Here is a 17,396-nt window from a genome sequence, read left to right as displayed (position 1 = left end):
TTCCCTTTCGGCGTTATGATCCCAGTCGTCATCCTAACAAGAGAGCCATCGCATGAGGGTGCTGTTCATCCTGCTCGGCGGTATCGCCACACTGATTGTGGCGGGCATTGCCGCGCTGTTCCTGCTGTTCGATCCGAACGACTACCGCGACTCGCTGACCGCCGCGGTTGAGGATCAGCTGGGGCGCTCGTTCGTCATCGAAGACGAAATCGGCTGGAGCCTGTTCCCGCGGCTCAGCCTTGATCTGGGTGGCATTCGGCTGGGCAGCGGGGACGGGTTTGACGACACCCCGCTACTCAGCGCCGAAGGCGTCAGTGCTGGCATGGCCGTCATGCCGCTGCTATCGGGCCAGATCCAGCTGGAGACCCTGACCATCGATCAGCCCACCGTCCGGCTCATTCGCAATGGCTCCGGACAGGCCAACTGGCAGATCGGCACCGCCCGTGAAGGCGCCGGCGAGGGCGGCGACGCGGGCGGTGCCACCGGCGGCCTGCCGGACTGGCTGGCCGGCCTGAGCCTGGGAGGAATCGATCTGTCCGGCGGGCAGCTGCTCTACACCGACGAGACCACCGGCGAGCGCCTCCGCGCCGATCCGGTCACCCTGGATCTGGGAGCCATTGCGCTGGGTGAGACCGCCCCCATCACCTTTGAAGCCGCCATCGAGCGGGGCGACGAACAGTGGCAGACGCGCATTGACGGCGATCTGATCATCCGCCGCGATCACACCCTGTCACTGCGCGACACCACGGTCAGCGCCAACGATCTGACACTGACCGCGCTGAACGCCGACGTCGTCCAGACCGGCGAGGGCTGGCGTATCCATCCGCTGGGCGCGGATTTCTACGAGGGCGCGTACACCGGTGACATCCGCCTGGCCAGCCAGCAGAGCCGTCTGCCGGTCACGTTTGACGAGGGGCTCAACGGCGTCGCCATGGGACCGCTGCTCGAGGCGCTCACCGGCATCGACCGCCTGACCGGCGCCGCCGGGATCAACGCCGACGGCGAAATGGCCCTGTCGAGCGGGGCCGCGCCGCTGTCCACGCTCAACGCCCGTGGCGATTTCAGCATCCGCGACGGCGCGGTGAAGGGGGTCAACATCGCCCGCCTGATCCGCGAGGCGCTGGCCCGCCTTCAGGGTGAGACACCGCCCGCCGCGGATGCCAGCCCGAGCACCGATTTCACCAGCCTGACCGCCAGTGTGGTCGTGCGCGATGGCGTGGCCCGGAGCGATGACATCGCCATGGACTCGCCGGTGCTGCGGCTGCGCGGTGAGGGTCAGAGCGACCTGGCCGCGCAGCGCCTGGACCTGTCGCTGGATGTCAGCGTGGTGGGCAGTCTCGAGGGACAGGGGGGTGTGCCGCCGGAGTCGCTGCGGGGCGTGTCCATCCCGCTGCAGATCGAGGGCAGCTGGAGTGATCCGTCCATCCGACTGAACATCGCCCGCGTGCTGCAGGAAAGCCAGGGCACGCAGATCCGCGAGCGGGTCGAGGAAGAGGTCGACAGACTGCGCGACCGGCTGGAGGGGCTGCTCAACTGATGGCCGTGGCGCAGCCCCCGACCCGGGACGGGTTTGCCCCGGCGGTACTCGAGTGGTTTGACCGCGCGGGCCGCCATGATCTGCCCTGGCAGCGTCCGGCGACGCCCTACCGGGTGTGGATCTCGGAGGTGATGCTGCAGCAGACCCAGGTCACCACCGTCATCGCCTACTTCGAGCGCTTCATGGCCCGGTTTCCCGACGTCGAGACGCTGGCGGCGGCAGGCCTGGACGAAGTACTCAGGTATTGGGCGGGACTGGGGTACTACGCCCGCGCCCGCAACCTGCATCGCTGCGCGCAACGGCTGGTGGACGAATATGCCGGCGTCTTCCCCAACGACCCGGCCGCGGTGGCCGACCTGCCCGGGATCGGTCGCTCCACCGCCGCTGCCATCCTGTCGCTGTCCCGGGGCACGCCCGCGGCGATCCTGGATGGCAACGTCAAGCGGGTCCTGGCGCGCTACTTCGCGGTGCCCGGCTGGCCGGGCCGAAGCGCCGTGGCCCGCGAACTTTGGGCATACAGCGAGGCGGTGACGCCCACCCAGCGGACCGGCGACTTCAACCAGGCCATGATGGATCTGGGCGCCACGCTCTGCACCCGCCAGCCCCAGTGCCCGCGCTGTCCGCTGCAGTCGGGCTGCCAGGCCTTCGCCGAGGGCAATCCAGGCGCCTATCCCGGCCGCCGGCCGAAGCGGGAGAAACCGCTGCGAACCACCACCATGATCATCATTGACGGGCCCGAAGGGATTCTGCTCGAGCGCCGGCCGCCCACGGGAATCTGGGCCGGCCTCTGGTCACTGCCCGAGGCAACGGCGCCGGCCGAGGACTGGGCCCGGGCTGAGCGCGGGCTGGAGATCGAGCTGATGGACGATACACTGCCGCCGCTGCGCCACGAGTTCACCCACTACAGTCTGACGATCCAGCCGGTTCGCGCCCGGTTACTGAGCGATCATGGCATCGAGGATGCCGACCGGCTCTGGTATAAACCGCACACCGACAACGCACCCGGGCTGCCGGCCCCGGTGCAACGCCTGATTCACCAACAGGAGCTCGACCATGAGCGATGATACCGTCCACTGCATCAAACTCGGCCGTGAAGGCCAGAAGATGAAACGCCAGCCCTACCCCGGTGAACTGGGCGAGCGGATCATGGCGAACGTCAGCCAGGAAGGCTGGAAGATGTGGCTGGGCCACCAGACGATGCTGATCAACGAGTATCGACTCTCGCCGATGGACCCGAAGGCACGCACATTTCTTGAGCAGGAGATGGAGAAGTTCTTCTTTGGCGAGGGCTCGGCGCCGCCGCCGGATTTTCAGCCCGAGGACTGACCCGGGACGGCGGTGCCCGCGCGGTGGAGCAGGCCGAGCGCTGGATGGACCACCACCTGCGCGAAATCGAGGCGAGCCTCGAGTTTGCCGATGCGCCGCGCGAGGCCCCCGACTTTTTCACCCTTTTCGACGACTCGGAAATCGCTTCATGACCCATCCCAACCCGCGCGACCTGATTGGTTACGGCCGCCATCGTCCTGATCCAAAATGGCCCGGTGGTGCCCGGGTTGCCGTGCAGTTCGTGCTCAACTTCGAAGAAGGCGGCGAACGCTGCGTCCTCGAGGGAGACGCCCATGCCGAGACGTTTCTCTCGGAGATCATCAACGCGCCGGCCGTCGCCGATCGCCACATGAGCATGGAATCGATCTATGAATACGGCAGTCGGGTGGGCGTCTGGCGGGTACTCCGCGAGTTTCAGCTGCGCGGCCTGCCACTGACCGTCTTCGGCGTCGCCCGGGCCCTGCAGCTCAACCCCGAGGTGACCGCAGCGCTGCGCAAGGCGGACCACGAAATCGCCTGTCATGGCTATCGCTGGCTCGACTACCAGGGGATCGATGAGGCCACTGAACGCCAACACATGCAGACCGCCATCGAGATCTTCCGGGCGCTGACGGGACACCCGCCCGAAGGCTGGTACACGGGCCGGGACAGCCCCCGGACCCGGCGTCTGGTGGTCGATCAGGGGAATTTCCTGTACGACTCGGATTACTATGGCGACGAGCTGCCTTTCTGGATGCCGGTCGAGGACACCCATGGCGAGCCCCACCACCAGCTGGTGGTGCCTTACACGCTGGATTGCAACGACATGCGCTTCGCCACCCCGCAGGGCTTTAACAGTGGCGATCAGTTTTTTGCCTATCTGCGCGACAGCTTTGACGTCCTCTACGCGGAAGGCGCGGACCAACCGGGCATGATGTCGGTGGGACTCCATCCACGGTTGATCGGGCGTCCGGGTCGGTTCCGCGCCCTGCAGCGGTTTCTCGACCATCTCGAAAGCCACGCGGATGTCTGGGTGACGCGCCGCATCGACATCGCCCGGCACTGGCAGCAGCTCCATCCCGCTCCCGGGGTCACCCGCGCATGACCATCACCCTGACCGCCGAACCCCTCACCGCGGAGCGCTTCGCGGCCTTCGGGTCGGTCATCGACACCCGGAGCACCGATCCCTTTCCGATCAACAATGGCCTGACCGAGCGCTACCACCGCCTGGCCGTCGCGACGGCCGAGCCGGCCCCGGCATCCTCCGCCGATGAGGGCCAGGCCGAAACCATCATCAGCATCTTTCTGGGCCAGCCGTATTCACTGCCCGCGGAACTGTGGATGCTCGAGCGGCACCCGCTGGGCAGTCAGGCGTTCATGCCCCTCGAACAGCGCCCCTGGCTGGTGGTGGTGGCGCCCGCCGGCGAACCACCGGCAGCCACCGCCCTGCGCGCGTTCATCGCCCGCGGCGACCAGGGCGTCAACTATGCCGCTGGCGTCTGGCACCACCCGCTCATCGCCCTGCAGGCTGCTTCGCAGTTTCTGGTGGTGGATCGCAATGGCCCCGGCAACAACTGCGACGAAGCCCCGCTCGAACAAACAATCGTCGTGACAACCACGGAGCTGCCCTGACCATGACCATCAGCCCCTACGCCCTGCCCCCCGGTGGCGTCCCGGATCAGTCGGGACACATCAGTGGCCGCGCCGTGTTCAGGACCGCCTACGCGGTCATCCCCAACGACGTGCTGCGGGATATCGTCACCAGCCGCCTCCCGCACTGGTCGCAGACCCGGGCATGGATCCTGGCCCGGCCACTATCGGGATTCGCCGAAACCTTTTTTCAGGCCATCCTTGAAGTGCAGCCCGGGGGAGGCAGCAAAAGGCCCGAGCCGGATCCCGACGGCGAGGGGGCCTATTTCGTGCTGGCTGGTACGCTTGAAATCGCCTACGCCGACCGCACCGAGCGGCTAGGCCCCGGCGGATTCGCCTGGATGGCGCCCGGCGAGCGTTACACCGTCACCAATCCCGGCACCGGGCCGGTCACCTTTCACTGGATTCGCAAGGCCTACCAACCGGTGGCGGATATCGCCACACCGGCCAGCTTCAGCGCGCCTGCCGACAGCGTCGCCCCCGTCGCCATGGCCAATGCCGAGGGCCGCTGGCGGACCACGCGCCTGATCGATCCCGATGACATCGGCCACGACATGCACGTCAACGTGGTCAGCCTTGATCCCGGCGCCCTGATCCCGTTTGCCGAAACCCATGTCATGGAGCACGGCCTGTACGTGCTTGAAGGCAAGGCCGTCTACCGCCTCAACGAGGACTGGGTCGAGGTCGAGGCCGGTGATTTCATGTGGCTGCGCGCATTCTGCCCCCAGGCCTGTTATGCCGGGGGAACCGGGCCTTTCAGCTATCTCCTGTACAAGGATGTGAACCGCCACCCGAGCTTGCAGCTGCGCTGACCGGTCCGCTCAGCGTCTGCCGCCAGAGCGGTTGCAGCGCCGTGTCGTACCAGCCCGATACATCCGGGGCGCCAGGCCGGGCGCTGTCACCCAGCCACCCCGCCAACCGCCGTGCCAGCGCATCGGCATCACCAGCGGGATAGCGATACTCGGCGGGATATTGCTCGGGATAGACCAGCGCATCGGGCACCAGCGGGATGGCGCCGGCGGCCGTCGCCTCAAGCATCCCCAGTCCCTGGAATTCATGGATGGCGGTACTCACGACCACCCCTGCGCGGTGCAGCAGGGCGTCATACTCGCCGCGCGGGACACGGCCGTTGGCGATGACGCGATCGCCCAGAGCATCCACGATACGCGACAGCGCGGGTGGCGGCGGATGGGGTCGGGGACCGAGCAGCGCCAGCCGAAACGCATGGCCGGCCTCGGCCAACCGGATGACGGCATCGGCGAACACGTCAGGCGCCTTGTCGTACTCCCAGCGATGATTCCAGAGGATCAACCGCGCATCCCGTGATACGCGACCCGGCGCGGGCGGAACGATTGGCACCGGCACAACGGCGGTTTTCGGGGCCAGACGCTCGACGATGCCCGCTGGCACCGCATCCGGCATGCGCCGCAGCAAGGCCGCAACACCGTCGAGAAAGCTACCGCGGTTCCACTCGGAATTGAACAGCAACCGGTCGGCCGCCAACGCGCCATAGAGCTGCACGATCTGCGGCTCGACCGAGGGCCGCTGCCCGGGCCCGACCGGATAGGCGAACTGGTTTTCGTGGAAGTAATAATCGCTGGGGATCCCCGCGAGGGCCGGATGCAATCCGCGCAGCGTCGCCAGATCGACCATCGAGGTGGCCAGCACCCGATCGACCCCCTGACTGGCCTCGGCGATGTGATCGATCCACGACAGCGGATTGCCGCGAATGCGCCACTTGAAATGCCGCCCGGGGAGCGTGAGGCGCCGCCAGTCGATGTCGGCAAAGCGCTGCTCAAGCCATCGCGTCCACCAGGCATGGCTATCCGCCTGATAGGCCGACAGCAGCAGAATGCGTTGTCTCATGCCGCGATTATAGGCGTTGTACCTTGACCCGTCCCGGCGCATCGGTTTGAATATAGCGGTTCCGGCGGCCAGGTAGCTCAGTCGGTAGAGCAGACGACTGAAAATCGTCGTGTCGGGAGTTCGATTCTCTCCCTGGCCACCATTTTTCAACAACTTACAGCGTTCTCTACCACTCAAACGCTGTAGCACACTCGTAGCACACCTCCTCTCACGCAAGACAACGCGTGCTGCTACAATCGCAAGCACTACAGGGACTTGTGGTGCGTGGCTTGCAGAAAAGCATCTCTCTACTGCCAAACAAGCTGACGCTGTACAGACGCAGCCATAGTGGTCGTTGGCAGTGTAGATACAAGCTGAAAGGACGTGGCTGGCACAGAGAGAGCACTGGCGAGCACGAACTGGATGACGCGCGCGAGGCAGCATTCAAGCTCTACTACTCTGCCGAAGAACGCGCTCGCAACAACCTCCCCGTCAATACCCGTCGCTTTAAGCACGTCGCAGAGCATGCCAAGCAGCGCATGCAGCAAGAGTTGGCGTATGGCACAGGCAAGGGCGTGTACAAGCAGTACGTACGCGTCATTGACCAGCACCTCATACCTTACTTTGGCAATCGTCAGATTGACTCAATCACTGTCGCTGACCTGCACGACTATGCAGCGTGGCGTGACGAGGCGATTGCATACAGGCTGTATGAGCAGAAGCGTGAAGCTCTAAAAAAGCGCATCAAACGTGTGGAGAGACTGCGCGAAGCACTACAGCAGCTTGACGCCAGTCCACCTCCTTACCAGCCCAGCCAAACCGTCGTTAACACGCACAACGCTGCGTTGAACAGAGTGTTTGATGAAGCACTGCTGCATGGATGGATTACAGAGAGCATACGTCCAAGCATGCTCAATAAGGCAGCGAAGACTGACACGCGTGGTTCGTTTGAGTTTGACGAATACAGACGTATTACTGACACGCTTCGCAGCAACTGGCTTACACAAACGCCAAGCGAACAGGGCAAACGTATACGCAGAGTGCTGCGCGAGTATGTACTGATACTGGCAAACACAGGCATGCGGCACGGCACAGAAGCGACAAACATGCGCTGGAGCGACGTCAACTACTACACAGACGCACGCACAGGCGAGCGCTACTTTGAGTTCTACGTGCGTGGCAAGACTGGGCAGCGCAGCCTCATAGCACGTGATGGAGTCTATCGTTTCCTTGAACGTCTTAAAGACATGGACACCGCGCTCGCGGACAAAACGCTGGATGAAGTCATCGCACTGCGCTCTGACAAGTATCTGTTCAGGGACGACACAGGCGAGAGAGTCTCTGCTGACCAACTGCGCCAGGCATTTAGGCGCCTACTGGACGAGAGGGGACTGCGACGCGACAGAGACGGCAAGAACAGAAGCTTGTACTCACTGCGTCACATGTACGCTACGCGTGCGCTCGCAAAGGGACAGAACATCTACGTGCTGAGCGTGCAGATGGGCACGAGCGTGAAGATGCTGGAACAGCACTACAGCAAGCTCACAGCGCGTATGCGTGCAGAGGAGTTGAGTGGACGGGTGCGTACGATTGAGCGAAGCGAAGAGTCGTAACGAGAAATACAATGACGCTGAACCAATTCATCCGCGCTGTAAAACGCATGTACCGCGCCTATAACAAGATGCAACATCAATGGCGTGTAATGCAGACAGAGAAACACGAGACTGGTGAAGATTTTGAACATTGGGTCGCTGCACAGCTGCGCAAGCATGGCTGGGCGACAAAAGTGACTCCAGCGCGCGGTGATAATGGTATAGACGTTATAGCGAAGAAGAATGGTAGGGTTGCAGGCATACAATGTAAGCGCTATACGGCAAAGGTGGGAAATAAGCCTGTGCAAGAGATTCTAGCCGCGCAAGCATTTCATGAGTTAGACATACTTGCGGTAGTGACGACCGTTGGCTATACACCTTCTGCTAGAGAGCTAGCGAGCCGTACAGGCGTCATGTTACTACTAGATACGCAGCTCTCCCGCCTTTGACCGCGCATCTAGTGCGCCAACTCCGCTGCGTTCCTCAACTGCGTGTCACTGACGCTGACATAGCGCTGTGTCGTACTTATGTGCCTATGTCCAGCCAACTGCGCCAACACAAACACACCAACACCTTTGTCTGCCAGCTTGGTGAGATATGAGCGTCTACCTGAATGACTCGTAGCGCCCGCCATGCCAGCACGTGCGTATATGCGCTGCAGTAGTTGTGTCGCTGTGTTTGCTGAGAACTGCTGGCTCTTTTGTGTTCTGAACAAAGAACGTTCGCTATAGCACGTGTTTGACGCTTTGAGGTACTTCGTAATCTCACGCTTTAATCGTGTTGACACGAATACCGTGCGTGCGTGCTTGCCTTTCGTCTGTGTGCTGCTCAATCTGATTTCAGTACGTGGTGTGCTGTCCTCTGTCACTACGTCACTCACACGCAGTGCTACTACTTCACCTATGCGCATACCAGCCCAATGTGTCAGCAGTAACATGAGACGATTGCGCGCTGCGTGGCGCTCACATGCGTCGTTGTAGTTCAGTACCTGTTTGAGTTCCTTGTCTGTAAGTACACGTGCTTGTGCCATCATCTGCTCCTAAATGTTTGGATTGATGACGCATAGTGTGTTTTCTGATGTTTCGTTTGAGCAACCAGAAAGCTGCTTTGTCAGTGGCTCTGTGTTTTCAATGATTTAGCGTGATACATAAGAGAAACGCGATTCTCTTACATTTGCTGTTTGATACATGTGCAACTGCTTCGCAGTCACACAAACGCTTCTGTGTTATCGCTGTTCGCTCAAACACATCGCGTTGGTTTTCTCTATTGATGATTGGACGATGTGCTTTGGGGGTATTCTGTAGATTGTTTAGTCATAGAGAGGCTTCACGCCTCTCATTGACGTTGAGCATTCTGTGAGTGGCTCAGTCAGCGACTTCGCACAACCAGCTACATAGCTGGGAGACAGAGTTAGGCTGTTGCCTTTACGTGCGTAGAGTTATTCCCAACGCAACAGCACGCCACCAAGTCGCCAGCAGTGCGCTGCATATGGGGTAGCTGTATGTTCGTCACACACAGCCCTCTCTTCCCATTCCACTGCGTATTCTTTTACAAGCCAGTCGCAGCTTTGCTTGGTTCTCGTCTCTGCTTTGAACGAATGGGCGACAAGCTCTGAACGCTTTCAGCTCTACACTGGCGTCCTCAATGTCACAGACCTAGCCCTTGTAGCAGATAAATACAAACGCAGTGGGTAGCTGCCCTTGCATCTACAGCTATTTATCAACTTGAGGAAAAAACATGGCAAAAACGATATTGGATGAGGTGTATGGGGAGCTGAAAGCAATGGGGCTAACGCCAAGCGAGCGTGTTTTTTGTATGGAGTGGCTGGGTAGGAGCGAGTGTTATATGCGCACTTTACGATTTGAGAAGATTAAGCCCTCTATCGCCACCATTGCTATCTGTGCCAGCAAGCTACAGCACTATGGCGAGCGTATGGTGCAGACAGACAAGCACAAGGCTGCTGGCAAACGCTTTCTGCAGTTAAGTGAGCAGTGCCACAGAGAAATCAACAAAGATGCAGAAGCAACGTGGCTGGAGGCTGTATGAAAGGGGGTCTACAGCTCACACGCTCTGCGCTGCAAAATCTCAGCATGGAGTACTTATCTGTTCAGCCTGGTGATTTGAACTCACCCCGTTTTCTACATGGTTGGTGGCAGCAGTGAGCAAGGCTGCAATCAACGACGTGCAGAAAGCGCTGAATGTGATACGCAGCACTGTCGCAGAGGAAGATAAAGACACGCAGCTTGCCACGCTTGCACTGCTCAACTCTACAAGTGACTCAATCATACAAGCAGCAAGGAAGATGGGTGACGCACAGACGAAGACAAAGACGCAGAAGGTAGCCATACCGCAGACGAAGGTAGTGAAGCAGAAGGCGACAGCGTCAAGCGACACAGATGACACGGAAAGAACACGTTCGAATGACGATTTATCACCAACTAAGCCACAACCGCCGTTGACGCCACAACAGCAGAGGGAGCAGTAGTGTCACACAGAAGCATATTGGGGATACGGAAGGCTTGATGCAGCAATAGGTTGCAGAACGAGGGAGATGGAGGCTATGCGACACGCATAAAAAAAGCGCTGCACACATGTACAGCGCTTTTCGCCACAACCGCTATGTCCGTTTATGCTGCTTCTAGCGCTTCCTCCTCTTCTGCCTCTTCTGCCTCTGCTACTTTGCTCTTAACAGCGTTTAATGCTTCAAGCACTTCTTGCGTTGCCTCATCCCCTTCTTGTTTAATCTCTTCAATAACTTCAGCGCGTTTCTCTCTATAAGCCTCCTTGCCCATTATGAGCTCCCCTAAACGTTCATACATGCTGTCTTTTATCGCATCGCTACTTGACATGTACTTAACAATCAACTCGTCTTTATCACCATTCCTTGCTACAAGCATCACAGCCTCCTTATCGCCAATCACTTCAGCTAGCTGTGGAGCATGTATTGGATGGATTTTTGACTGAATGCCAAAGCGCTCGCTATTTTTTCCAACTAAGATGCGATAATCTCTTTCTGCTTTCGCCTTGCTCTCACCTTTCTCGTTGCGGATAACGCCATTCACACCACCGTTTTCCTTAAGCCACTGCGCCATACCTACGTTACCGTTCACGCCAATCTTGCTGCGCACAGCCTCAGCCAAAGCCTTAGCATAGGCATAACCTTTTTTCGCTTTGGCACCAAAAACTGCCTTAGTAATCAGTGTCGCAAGCGTCGTTTTGCTGTTCCACTTAAAGTCGCAGACTGATTTAAACGCAGATTCATATCGCTCGTCTTTGCGCAAAAAGTAATAGAAGTCCAAGCAGCCTTCTAGCAGCGTATATAGCAGGGTGTCTGCGTAGCGCTGCTGCTTGTCCCACTCTGCGTGCTTGCTCTGCAGTTCATTTAGCGTTTTCTCCACTTCAATCGTCAACATTTCATTACTCATCTTCATAGCTCGTACCTCATTTTGTCTGTGTTAACGCCGCTTTCCTTAAGCGACGTGTACAGATTACGAGGAAACGGCTACGCTGGAACCAGACGAAAACCACTCTGAATGGTTTCTGACTGCACGGAGCGCAGACAGCGATGACAGACTTGCGGCATTTCATCTCACACGCACCTCGCTTTGGCTCCTATGCCAATCCTGTTCGCAGCAAGGTTGAGCAAAGCCCCTACTATTGGTGGTGGTACGCACTCACGCGAAACACTACATATTGTGCCTTGTGCGAAGGTGGTGGTGATTTGAGTCTGTTAGCAGACTCTCAAACAGAAACTGAGCAGAAGGACGACGCTCAACGAGCTTCTACAAGCGGTGATTCCTTCAAAGCGCACTCAGACATGCTGAAGGTGTATGACGACTTTGGAGATGTGCGCTATGAAGGCGACAGATACCGAGCGTTCTGCGACTGGTGGCGCAATCGTGTTAACACGAACGAGCAGCGTGGCGCCTATCTGTTCGCTGAGCCTCTGCGTGGCACTTGGACACGCGTGCTCGCAGACGAGGCGGACTTGCAGAGTGCATGGGACGACGACGCGCAGATAGTGATTGCGGTGCCGATCCACCAAACACGCCACCACGCGAACAAGAGCCTCACGCGCATCGTTCGCAAGCACATCGCCGAGCAGAAGGGACGTGCTATCAGTGATCCACGTTCAAGCAAGGCGCGCTACCACCTCAACACTGCCGTACAGCCGCGCGCTCTCAAGCTCGCTTTTGACATATGGGACTTGCGCAACGACTGCGCAGTGGACCCAATCCCACAGCGTATCCCTAAAACACTGCCACACAACGTTCGCATCGCACGCGCAGTGGGCTTGAAGTACAAAGCACGCAGCGGCGAAGTGGCGACGAAAGCAGACGAGCATAGAAACCTGACTACACAAGTGGCGCGTTATCTGCGCACGGCACGCAGCATGATCACAGCCGCTGGTGAGGGCGTTTTCCCAACACGGCAGTAAAGGTACATATCACAGTGCCCAGCTGTTCCATCCACGCTTTGAGTCGTATACGGTGATAAGCAAAGTTGGATGGAGCCAACCACGCATGCCAGAAGAGAAAGTATACCTCACAGATTGGGACATCATACCCCACACTGACCCCAATGCTCACCCAGTCAAGCGAGAACCCGCGCCCAGTGACCGTTACGTCGTCTGTGTGGGCGAAGCATCCATCAGAAACGCCACTATACGCAACGAGTGCTTCTTGCTTGTTGATGACTATGTCGTGCAACAGCGCAGCAACGGGACTGAGCGACTGGAGGTGGAGTGCCTGTGGTATGGAAGGCGCCCTAAAGTGACGTGGATGAACATCACCGTTCAGCCTGGCGACTATGAAATCCAGCCGTCAGATGGAGCGAGTGTGGTGACAAATATTGCACGATACAGCCAAGACAGAGGATAGGGACATGGCGACGATTGAAGAGCTTGAACAGCAGAAGGCAGAGATTGAGAAGCAGATTGAAGAAGCTGCTAAGGAGAAGAAGAAGGACGACTTGAAGCTCGTGCGTCAGCTCTGTAAGCGACATGGCTTCACATACAACATGCTGAAGAATCATCTGAGTGAAGGAAGAACGAAGTCAAGACAAACATCGGAGTAGAAATGAAAGGGAAGGCAATTCTGGGAATCATAGTTGTTGCGCTCCTAGCTGCCTGTACGACATTGCAGACGCGTACAACTGCCGAGGTTAGGTCTTTGAACATGTCTGCGGATGAAGCGTTTAATGTTGCTAAGCGAGCGGCATTGGAGGCTGGTCTGACGCTAACCTCAGTCGACAGCGATGATGGGTTCATCACGGCAACTCGTGGCGCAAATGCGCTGTTGACTAACGAGAATCCAGTGATCAACATTTCAGTGGACGAGAACGCGGAGGAAACATCCCTTTTTATCTCAAGTACTGTGGGTGGACAAGTAGTAGACTATGGCACAACTGCATCGACGGTCGAAGATTTCTGCAGTGCTATAACCAGAAACTTGCCAGACACGAGGTGTGCAATCAGTCGATAATTTAGGGCTGGGTGGGGCATGCTGTGCTGTGGGCACTGAGAGGACTTATGTGATCGCTTATGCGCAATCCGCTACAGATACGGAATGCGCATCAGTGTCAGAAGCGTATCGCGTCATTGAACATCGGTATTAACAAGTTCACAGAACACGAAGCTGTTGAGCATGAGTTCCTTGTAGAGCACTGGCATGAAGTAGAGAGCGTGCTATGGAACACACGTCTGCAGCTGAAAGATGGTGACGACGTAGAGAGAGTTGCACGCGCCACTGCCAACAGCGCTGTAGAGCACGGCATGCTTCATCACACGCTGGTGGAGCATGCTGTGTTGTGGACGCTGAAAGAGTTAAGCTGAAAGGAGTGTGAGAGCGAGCGCGGCAAATGTGGCACACTCGCGTTCGTGTTGACACGATTGGCTCCTAAATCTGTAGCACACAATTTCGCACACCATGCAGAATGCGTTGCAAGCTGTTGATTTTATTTGACGTATATTGCTAACGGCTTCTGAAAATCGTCGTGTCGGGAGTTCGATTCTCTCCCTGGCCACCACTCCTCTTGAATCCCATGATGCAGTCGCTTTTCCCCATCCTTGGCATCTTTGCCGTCTTTTCACCCGCATTGATGCTGCCGGGGCCGGACTTTGTCGCGGTGGTCCGCAACACCGTGGCCCGTGGGACGCGCGCAGGCGTGCTGACCGCGGTCGGCGTAAGCCTGGGGATCACCTTCTACGCCGCATTGAGCGCGCTGGGGCTGTCGGCACTCACCAACCGCATCGAGTGGTTCGAGGTGGTAGTGCGGGCCGGCGGATCGCTGTTTCTGGGCTATCTCGGCATACGTCTGGTGCTGACACGCCTGCCGGTGCGCCACATCGAGCAGGAAGCGGTGCGGGTACCCGCCGGTCCCCGCAACCCGATTCTGCTGGGGCTGCTGATCAACCTGACCAACCCCAAAGCGATCGTCTTTTTTGCAAGCATCTTCGGCAGCGCCATCAGCCCCACGACACCGACGCTGGTCATCGGGGTGCTGATCGGCGTGATCGGTGTCTGCGCGCTGGTCTGGTTTTCCACCGTCAGCCTGCTGACCGCCTCCACCGGCATGCTGGTGCGGCTCGAGGATCACCAGCACTGGATCGAGCGGCTGGCCGGCGTGGCCTTTCTGGGGTTTTCCCTGAAGATCGCCATTGATCTGCTGATGGCCTAGCAAAAGCTCGACCGACGACCGTCTTGTCCATCAAGGAGCATCCAAGCCCATGACCGCCACCCTATCAACCCATGTCCTCGACACATCACGCGGCATCCCCGCCAGAGGACTTTGCCTCACGCTCAGCCGTCACTCGCCAGAACCCGCCCAACTGGGGGACTTCATGACCAATGAAGACGGCCGGATCGACGCGGTGCTGCTGCCCGCACACTCTGCATGGCCGGGCCACTACGAATTGATCTTCATGGTGGGCGACTATTTCCGTGGGCAAGGCATTGAACTGCCGACCCCCGCTTTCCTCGAAACTATCCCGATCCGATTCGGCCTCGGCGACGAGGGGCACTATCACGTCCCCCTTCTACTCAGTCCTTACGGCTACAGCACTTACCGCGGCAGCTGATCCGGTCCCGGGTCCAATGAATTCCTGACCGATCGGTCAGGAATTTTTGCATCCTATTGCCGATTCCGTATGCTGGTAGTCGGGTAGTGACGGAGCGGGCCATGGAAAACCCACGGCATTGGCATGAAGCCTTAAGCCTCTGTAAGCGTCGCAATGAGCCGTTCGTATTGGCCACGGTCCTGTCGGCCGCCGGCTCAACCCCGCGCAACACCGATGCCAAAATGGTGATCACCCGGGATCAGCAGTTCGACACCATCGGCGGTGGGCGTCTCGAATTTAAAACCGTCCACATGGCGCGCGAGCGGATCGCCGCCGGCACGGAAGGTCCCAGCGTTGAGAAGTTCGCGCTGGGCTCACAGCTGGGACAATGCTGCGGCGGGCAGGTCAGCGTCCTCCTTGAGGGGTTTCCCGGGTGCCCCTTCAGGATTGGCCTGTTTGGCGCCGGCCATGTCGCAAAGGCACTGACAAAGATCCTGGCTGAGCTCCCCTGCCAGGTTGAGTGGGTCGACTCCCGGCTCGAACAGTTTCCCGACAATCTCCCCGACAACATCCTGCCCCGACCCGCCCGGGATCCGGTCAGCTGGGTCCCGCGCCTGAGCGCGGGCACGCACATGGTAGTGATGACGCATGATCATGACCTCGACTTCGAGCTGGTCCATGCGGGGCTCCAGCGCCAGGAGATGGGCAGCATCGGGGTCATCGGCTCCGGCACCAAGGCTCGCCGGTTTCGCCGGCGACTCCATGACATCGGCATGGAGGACGCATTACGCGACCGCCTGACCTGCCCGATCGGTCTCCCCGAGGTCCCTGGCAAGCAACCGATGGAAGTCGCCGTGTCCATCGCTGGCCAGCTTATTGCATGGTCACACGCAGATGATCCACGGGCCGGCTGGCGCGGGCTCGACAAAACCACGCTTAAGGAGGGCATCGGTTGATTGAATTTCTGATACACAACACGCTGCGTCAGGAAACGCGGCTCGATCCCAACCTGACGATTCTCCGCTACCTACGGGAAGTCCACGGCAAAACCGGAACCAAAGAGGGTTGCGCGTCCGGTGATTGTGGCGCCTGTACCGTCGTGCTCGCTGAACCCGGCGACGATGGTCTCAGGTACCAGGCCATCAATGCCTGCATCGCTCTGGTGCCCACCCTTCACGGCAAGCAGCTGATTACGGTCGAGGATCTCGCCCAGCCCGACGGCCTTCACCCGGTTCAGCAGGCGATGGCGGATCTACATGGATCGCAGTGCGGGTTTTGCACTCCCGGCTTCGTCATGTCGCTGTTCGCACTTGGTAAGAACGCCCCCGAGGGTGGCCGCGCGAATACGGTCGAAGCCATAGCCGGCAACCTCTGCCGCTGTACCGGTTACCGGCCCATCATTGACGCTTCGCTTCAGGCACTGGAGGTAATGCGTCAGCGTGAGTGGCCAGCGGATACGTTTGACGCCGATAGCGTCGAGACGCGGCAGCGGCTCCGGAAGATCGCTCTCGGCCCTGATCAGTCATTGCACGACCGCCTGAACACCAGCCACCTGCCGACGACTGCCGATGAGGTCGCCGATTGCCTTGAGCGTCATCCGGAGGCCCGACTGGTCGCCGGCGCAACCGATCTGGGGCTGGACATCACGCAGCAGCATCAAACCGTTTCACGGCTCATCCACCTTGACCATGTGGCGGACCTTCAAGCGATTGTATTCGATGACACATCAATCGAGATCGGCGCGGCAGCAAGCCTGACGGACTGCCATGCAACCCTCGCCGAGGCTTTTCCGGATTTTGGTCAACTCCTGGATCGGTTTGCCTCCACACAGATCCGTAACCGCGCAACGCTCGGCGGCAACCTGGCCACCGCCTCGCCCATCGGCGATACGCCACCGCTGCTGATCGCACTGGATGCCACGCTCGTGCTTCGGCGGGGCACCAGGCAGCGCGAGGTGCCGGCGGATGGATTCTTCCACGGATACCGCCGGACCGATCTCCAGACCGGGGAGTTCATTGAACGGGTCCGAATCCCTCGAAAGGCCAATCAACGGCTATTTGCCTACAAGGTATCGAAACGGCTCGATGACGATATCTCCGCCGTCTGCGGTGCCTTCAGCTTCGCCCTTGACCCGGCGAGCCAGCAGATCCAGCGGGTGCGCATCGCCTTTGGGGGCATGGCCGCCACCCCTGCAAGAGCCCGGGCCTGCGAGGCCATTCTGGGTGGCGCGGCGCTGACCGGAGACATCATTGAACAGGCATGTGCCGCACTGAATCACGACTACTCGCCTATCAGCGATGCCCGCGCCAGCCAGGATTACCGCCGCGAGATCGCCGGGAGCCTGCTTAGGCGCGCCTGTACCCGCCTGCAGGATAACCACGAGCCATTAACGGTGACCGACTATGCATGA

At 59.3% G+C, this 17,396-nt stretch carries 21 protein-coding genes and 1 tRNA gene; 19 read left to right on the top strand and 3 right to left on the bottom strand.

The genetic code is table 11. The annotated features are described in order from the left end of the window. Positions 1–52: 52 nt before the first annotated feature. The 7 genes from FPL11_RS01975 to FPL11_RS01950 are packed head-to-tail and all read left to right on the top strand — an operon-like array spanning position 53 to position 5,304. Positions 53–1,537 carry an AsmA family protein gene (locus tag FPL11_RS01975; RefSeq protein WP_144347010.1) on the top strand — a complete coding sequence of 495 codons (1,485 nt, stop codon included), beginning with the start codon at positions 53–55 and terminating at the stop codon, positions 1,535–1,537. Beyond that, on the top strand, positions 1,537–2,601 hold the full coding sequence (gene mutY, locus FPL11_RS01970) for an A/G-specific adenine glycosylase (protein ID WP_144347009.1): 1,065 nt from the start codon (positions 1,537–1,539) through the stop codon (positions 2,599–2,601). Before FPL11_RS01975 ends, mutY begins: the two co-directional genes overlap by 1 nt. Next, positions 2,591–2,863, top strand: a complete 273-nt coding sequence (locus FPL11_RS01965; protein WP_110882341.1) for an oxidative damage protection protein — start codon at positions 2,591–2,593, stop codon at positions 2,861–2,863. The genes mutY and FPL11_RS01965 overlap by 11 nt, the downstream gene beginning before the upstream one ends. 23 nt (positions 2,864–2,886) lie before the next feature. Beyond that, complete coding sequence (locus FPL11_RS10225; protein ID WP_268815726.1) at positions 2,887–3,015, top strand: hypothetical protein; 129 nt, start codon at positions 2,887–2,889, stop codon at positions 3,013–3,015. Beyond that, positions 3,012–3,947, top strand: a complete 936-nt coding sequence (gene puuE, locus FPL11_RS01960; protein WP_144347008.1) for an allantoinase PuuE — start codon at positions 3,012–3,014, stop codon at positions 3,945–3,947. Before FPL11_RS10225 ends, puuE begins: the two co-directional genes overlap by 4 nt. Then, the gene (locus FPL11_RS01955; RefSeq protein WP_144347007.1) at positions 3,944–4,474 is read left to right on the top strand and encodes an ureidoglycolate lyase; all 531 of its coding nucleotides are present in this window, start codon (positions 3,944–3,946) and stop codon (positions 4,472–4,474) included. The genes puuE and FPL11_RS01955 overlap by 4 nt, the downstream gene beginning before the upstream one ends. A 2-nt stretch (positions 4,475–4,476) precedes the next feature. Then, positions 4,477–5,304 carry a bifunctional allantoicase/(S)-ureidoglycine aminohydrolase gene (locus FPL11_RS01950; RefSeq protein ID WP_144347006.1) on the top strand — a complete coding sequence of 276 codons (828 nt, stop codon included), beginning with the start codon at positions 4,477–4,479 and terminating at the stop codon, positions 5,302–5,304. On the opposite strand, the gene FPL11_RS01945 is transcribed toward FPL11_RS01950, so the two are convergent. After that, entirely contained in the window at positions 5,249–6,358 is a 1,110-nt protein-coding gene (locus FPL11_RS01945; RefSeq protein WP_159308527.1) for a tRNA-queuosine alpha-mannosyltransferase domain-containing protein, read from the bottom strand. The two genes, FPL11_RS01950 and FPL11_RS01945, sit on opposite strands and share 56 nt — an antisense overlap. A gap of 66 nt (positions 6,359–6,424) precedes the next feature. Here FPL11_RS01945 and FPL11_RS01940 point away from each other — a divergent pair. The 3 genes from FPL11_RS01940 to FPL11_RS01930 all read left to right on the top strand — a co-directional run bounded on the left by FPL11_RS01940 (position 6,425) and on the right by FPL11_RS01930 (position 8,378). Continuing rightward, positions 6,425–6,500: transfer RNA gene (locus FPL11_RS01940), tRNA-Phe, on the top strand. Positions 6,501–6,627: 127 nt separating this feature from the next. Next, positions 6,628–7,950, top strand: a complete 1,323-nt coding sequence (locus FPL11_RS01935) for a tyrosine-type recombinase/integrase (protein WP_144347004.1) — start codon at positions 6,628–6,630, stop codon at positions 7,948–7,950. Positions 7,951–7,961: 11 nt separating this feature from the next. Beyond that, positions 7,962–8,378, top strand: coding sequence for a restriction endonuclease (locus tag FPL11_RS01930; protein WP_144347003.1), 417 nt, complete (start codon positions 7,962–7,964; stop codon positions 8,376–8,378). 8 nt (positions 8,379–8,386) lie between these two features. On the opposite strand, the gene FPL11_RS10265 is transcribed toward FPL11_RS01930, so the two are convergent. Further along, positions 8,387–8,959, bottom strand: a complete 573-nt coding sequence (locus FPL11_RS10265; protein WP_144347002.1) for a tyrosine-type recombinase/integrase — start codon at positions 8,957–8,959, stop codon at positions 8,387–8,389. A 707-nt stretch (positions 8,960–9,666) separates the two neighbouring features. Between FPL11_RS10265 and FPL11_RS01920 the strand changes: the two genes are divergently transcribed. Both FPL11_RS01920 and FPL11_RS01915 read left to right on the top strand, forming a co-directional pair. Continuing rightward, on the top strand, positions 9,667–9,975 hold the full coding sequence (locus FPL11_RS01920; protein ID WP_144347001.1) for a DUF6626 family protein: 309 nt from the start codon (positions 9,667–9,669) through the stop codon (positions 9,973–9,975). 103 nt (positions 9,976–10,078) lie between these two features. Further along, the gene (locus FPL11_RS01915; protein ID WP_144347000.1) at positions 10,079–10,414 is read left to right on the top strand and encodes a hypothetical protein; all 336 of its coding nucleotides are present in this window, start codon (positions 10,079–10,081) and stop codon (positions 10,412–10,414) included. A gap of 142 nt (positions 10,415–10,556) precedes the next feature. Here the strand turns inward: FPL11_RS01915 and FPL11_RS01910 are convergent, their stop codons facing one another. Next, on the bottom strand, positions 10,557–11,360 hold the full coding sequence (locus FPL11_RS01910) for a hypothetical protein (protein WP_144346999.1): 804 nt from the start codon (positions 11,358–11,360) through the stop codon (positions 10,557–10,559). 134 nt (positions 11,361–11,494) lie between these two features. Here FPL11_RS01910 and FPL11_RS01905 point away from each other — a divergent pair, with 134 nt between their 5' ends. From FPL11_RS01905 to xdhA, 7 genes are all read left to right on the top strand, one after another. Continuing rightward, positions 11,495–12,367 (top strand): hypothetical protein, encoded by an 873-nt coding sequence (locus tag FPL11_RS01905; RefSeq protein WP_144346998.1) that lies wholly within the window; start codon positions 11,495–11,497, stop codon positions 12,365–12,367. Positions 12,368–12,813: 446 nt separating this feature from the next. Next, positions 12,814–13,005, top strand: a complete 192-nt coding sequence (locus tag FPL11_RS01900; protein ID WP_144346997.1) for an H-NS family nucleoid-associated regulatory protein — start codon at positions 12,814–12,816, stop codon at positions 13,003–13,005. A 523-nt stretch (positions 13,006–13,528) separates the two neighbouring features. Next, on the top strand, positions 13,529–13,762 hold the full coding sequence (locus FPL11_RS01895) for a hypothetical protein (protein WP_144346996.1): 234 nt from the start codon (positions 13,529–13,531) through the stop codon (positions 13,760–13,762). A gap of 209 nt (positions 13,763–13,971) precedes the next feature. After that, on the top strand, positions 13,972–14,607 hold the full coding sequence (locus tag FPL11_RS01890) for a LysE family translocator (RefSeq protein WP_200833616.1): 636 nt from the start codon (positions 13,972–13,974) through the stop codon (positions 14,605–14,607). 49 nt (positions 14,608–14,656) lie between these two features. Further along, complete coding sequence (gene uraH / locus FPL11_RS01885) at positions 14,657–15,007, top strand: hydroxyisourate hydrolase (RefSeq protein ID WP_144346994.1); 351 nt, start codon at positions 14,657–14,659, stop codon at positions 15,005–15,007. Between the two features lie 101 nt (positions 15,008–15,108). After that, positions 15,109–15,942 carry a xanthine dehydrogenase accessory protein XdhC gene (gene xdhC, locus FPL11_RS01880; RefSeq protein WP_144346993.1) on the top strand — a complete coding sequence of 278 codons (834 nt, stop codon included), beginning with the start codon at positions 15,109–15,111 and terminating at the stop codon, positions 15,940–15,942. After that, positions 15,939–17,396: a xanthine dehydrogenase small subunit gene (xdhA, locus tag FPL11_RS01875; RefSeq protein ID WP_144346992.1), complete on the top strand. Its 1,458-nt coding sequence runs from the start codon at positions 15,939–15,941 to the stop codon at positions 17,394–17,396. The genes xdhC and xdhA overlap by 4 nt, the downstream gene beginning before the upstream one ends.

Source organism: Spiribacter aquaticus, assembly GCF_007625215.1.
GTDB classification, from domain to species: domain Bacteria; phylum Pseudomonadota; class Gammaproteobacteria; order Nitrococcales; family Nitrococcaceae; genus Spiribacter; species Spiribacter roseus.
The sequence above is the reverse complement of the archived record's forward strand: the minus strand, read 5'-3'. Positions and strand labels throughout refer to the sequence as shown.

Bases quoted from the DNA above. Each gene is read 5' to 3' on its own strand.
- FPL11_RS01930 (WP_144347003.1), top strand. From the start codon at position 7,962: ATGACGCTGAACCAATTCATCCGCGCTGTAAAACGCATGTACCGCGCC.
- FPL11_RS01900 (WP_144346997.1), top strand. From the start codon at position 12,814: ATGGCGACGATTGAAGAGCTTGAACAGCAGAAGGCAGAGATTGAGAAG.
- FPL11_RS01975 (WP_144347010.1), top strand. From the start codon at position 53: ATGAGGGTGCTGTTCATCCTGCTCGGCGGTATCGCCACACTGATTGTG.
- xdhC (WP_144346993.1), top strand. From the start codon at position 15,109: ATGGAAAACCCACGGCATTGGCATGAAGCCTTAAGCCTCTGTAAGCGT.
- FPL11_RS01910 (WP_144346999.1), bottom strand. From the start codon at position 11,360: ATGAAGATGAGTAATGAAATGTTGACGATTGAAGTGGAGAAAACGCTA.
- mutY (WP_144347009.1), top strand. From the start codon at position 1,537: ATGGCCGTGGCGCAGCCCCCGACCCGGGACGGGTTTGCCCCGGCGGTA.
- FPL11_RS01945 (WP_159308527.1), bottom strand. From the start codon at position 6,358: ATGAGACAACGCATTCTGCTGCTGTCGGCCTATCAGGCGGATAGCCAT.
- FPL11_RS01890 (WP_200833616.1), top strand. From the start codon at position 13,972: ATGATGCAGTCGCTTTTCCCCATCCTTGGCATCTTTGCCGTCTTTTCA.
- FPL11_RS01950 (WP_144347006.1), top strand. From the start codon at position 4,477: ATGACCATCAGCCCCTACGCCCTGCCCCCCGGTGGCGTCCCGGATCAG.
- uraH (WP_144346994.1), top strand. From the start codon at position 14,657: ATGACCGCCACCCTATCAACCCATGTCCTCGACACATCACGCGGCATC.
- FPL11_RS01955 (WP_144347007.1), top strand. From the start codon at position 3,944: ATGACCATCACCCTGACCGCCGAACCCCTCACCGCGGAGCGCTTCGCG.
- FPL11_RS01965 (WP_110882341.1), top strand. From the start codon at position 2,591: ATGAGCGATGATACCGTCCACTGCATCAAACTCGGCCGTGAAGGCCAG.
- FPL11_RS10265 (WP_144347002.1), bottom strand. From the start codon at position 8,959: ATGGCACAAGCACGTGTACTTACAGACAAGGAACTCAAACAGGTACTG.
- puuE (WP_144347008.1), top strand. From the start codon at position 3,012: ATGACCCATCCCAACCCGCGCGACCTGATTGGTTACGGCCGCCATCGT.
- FPL11_RS01920 (WP_144347001.1), top strand. From the start codon at position 9,667: ATGGCAAAAACGATATTGGATGAGGTGTATGGGGAGCTGAAAGCAATG.
- FPL11_RS01905 (WP_144346998.1), top strand. From the start codon at position 11,495: ATGACAGACTTGCGGCATTTCATCTCACACGCACCTCGCTTTGGCTCC.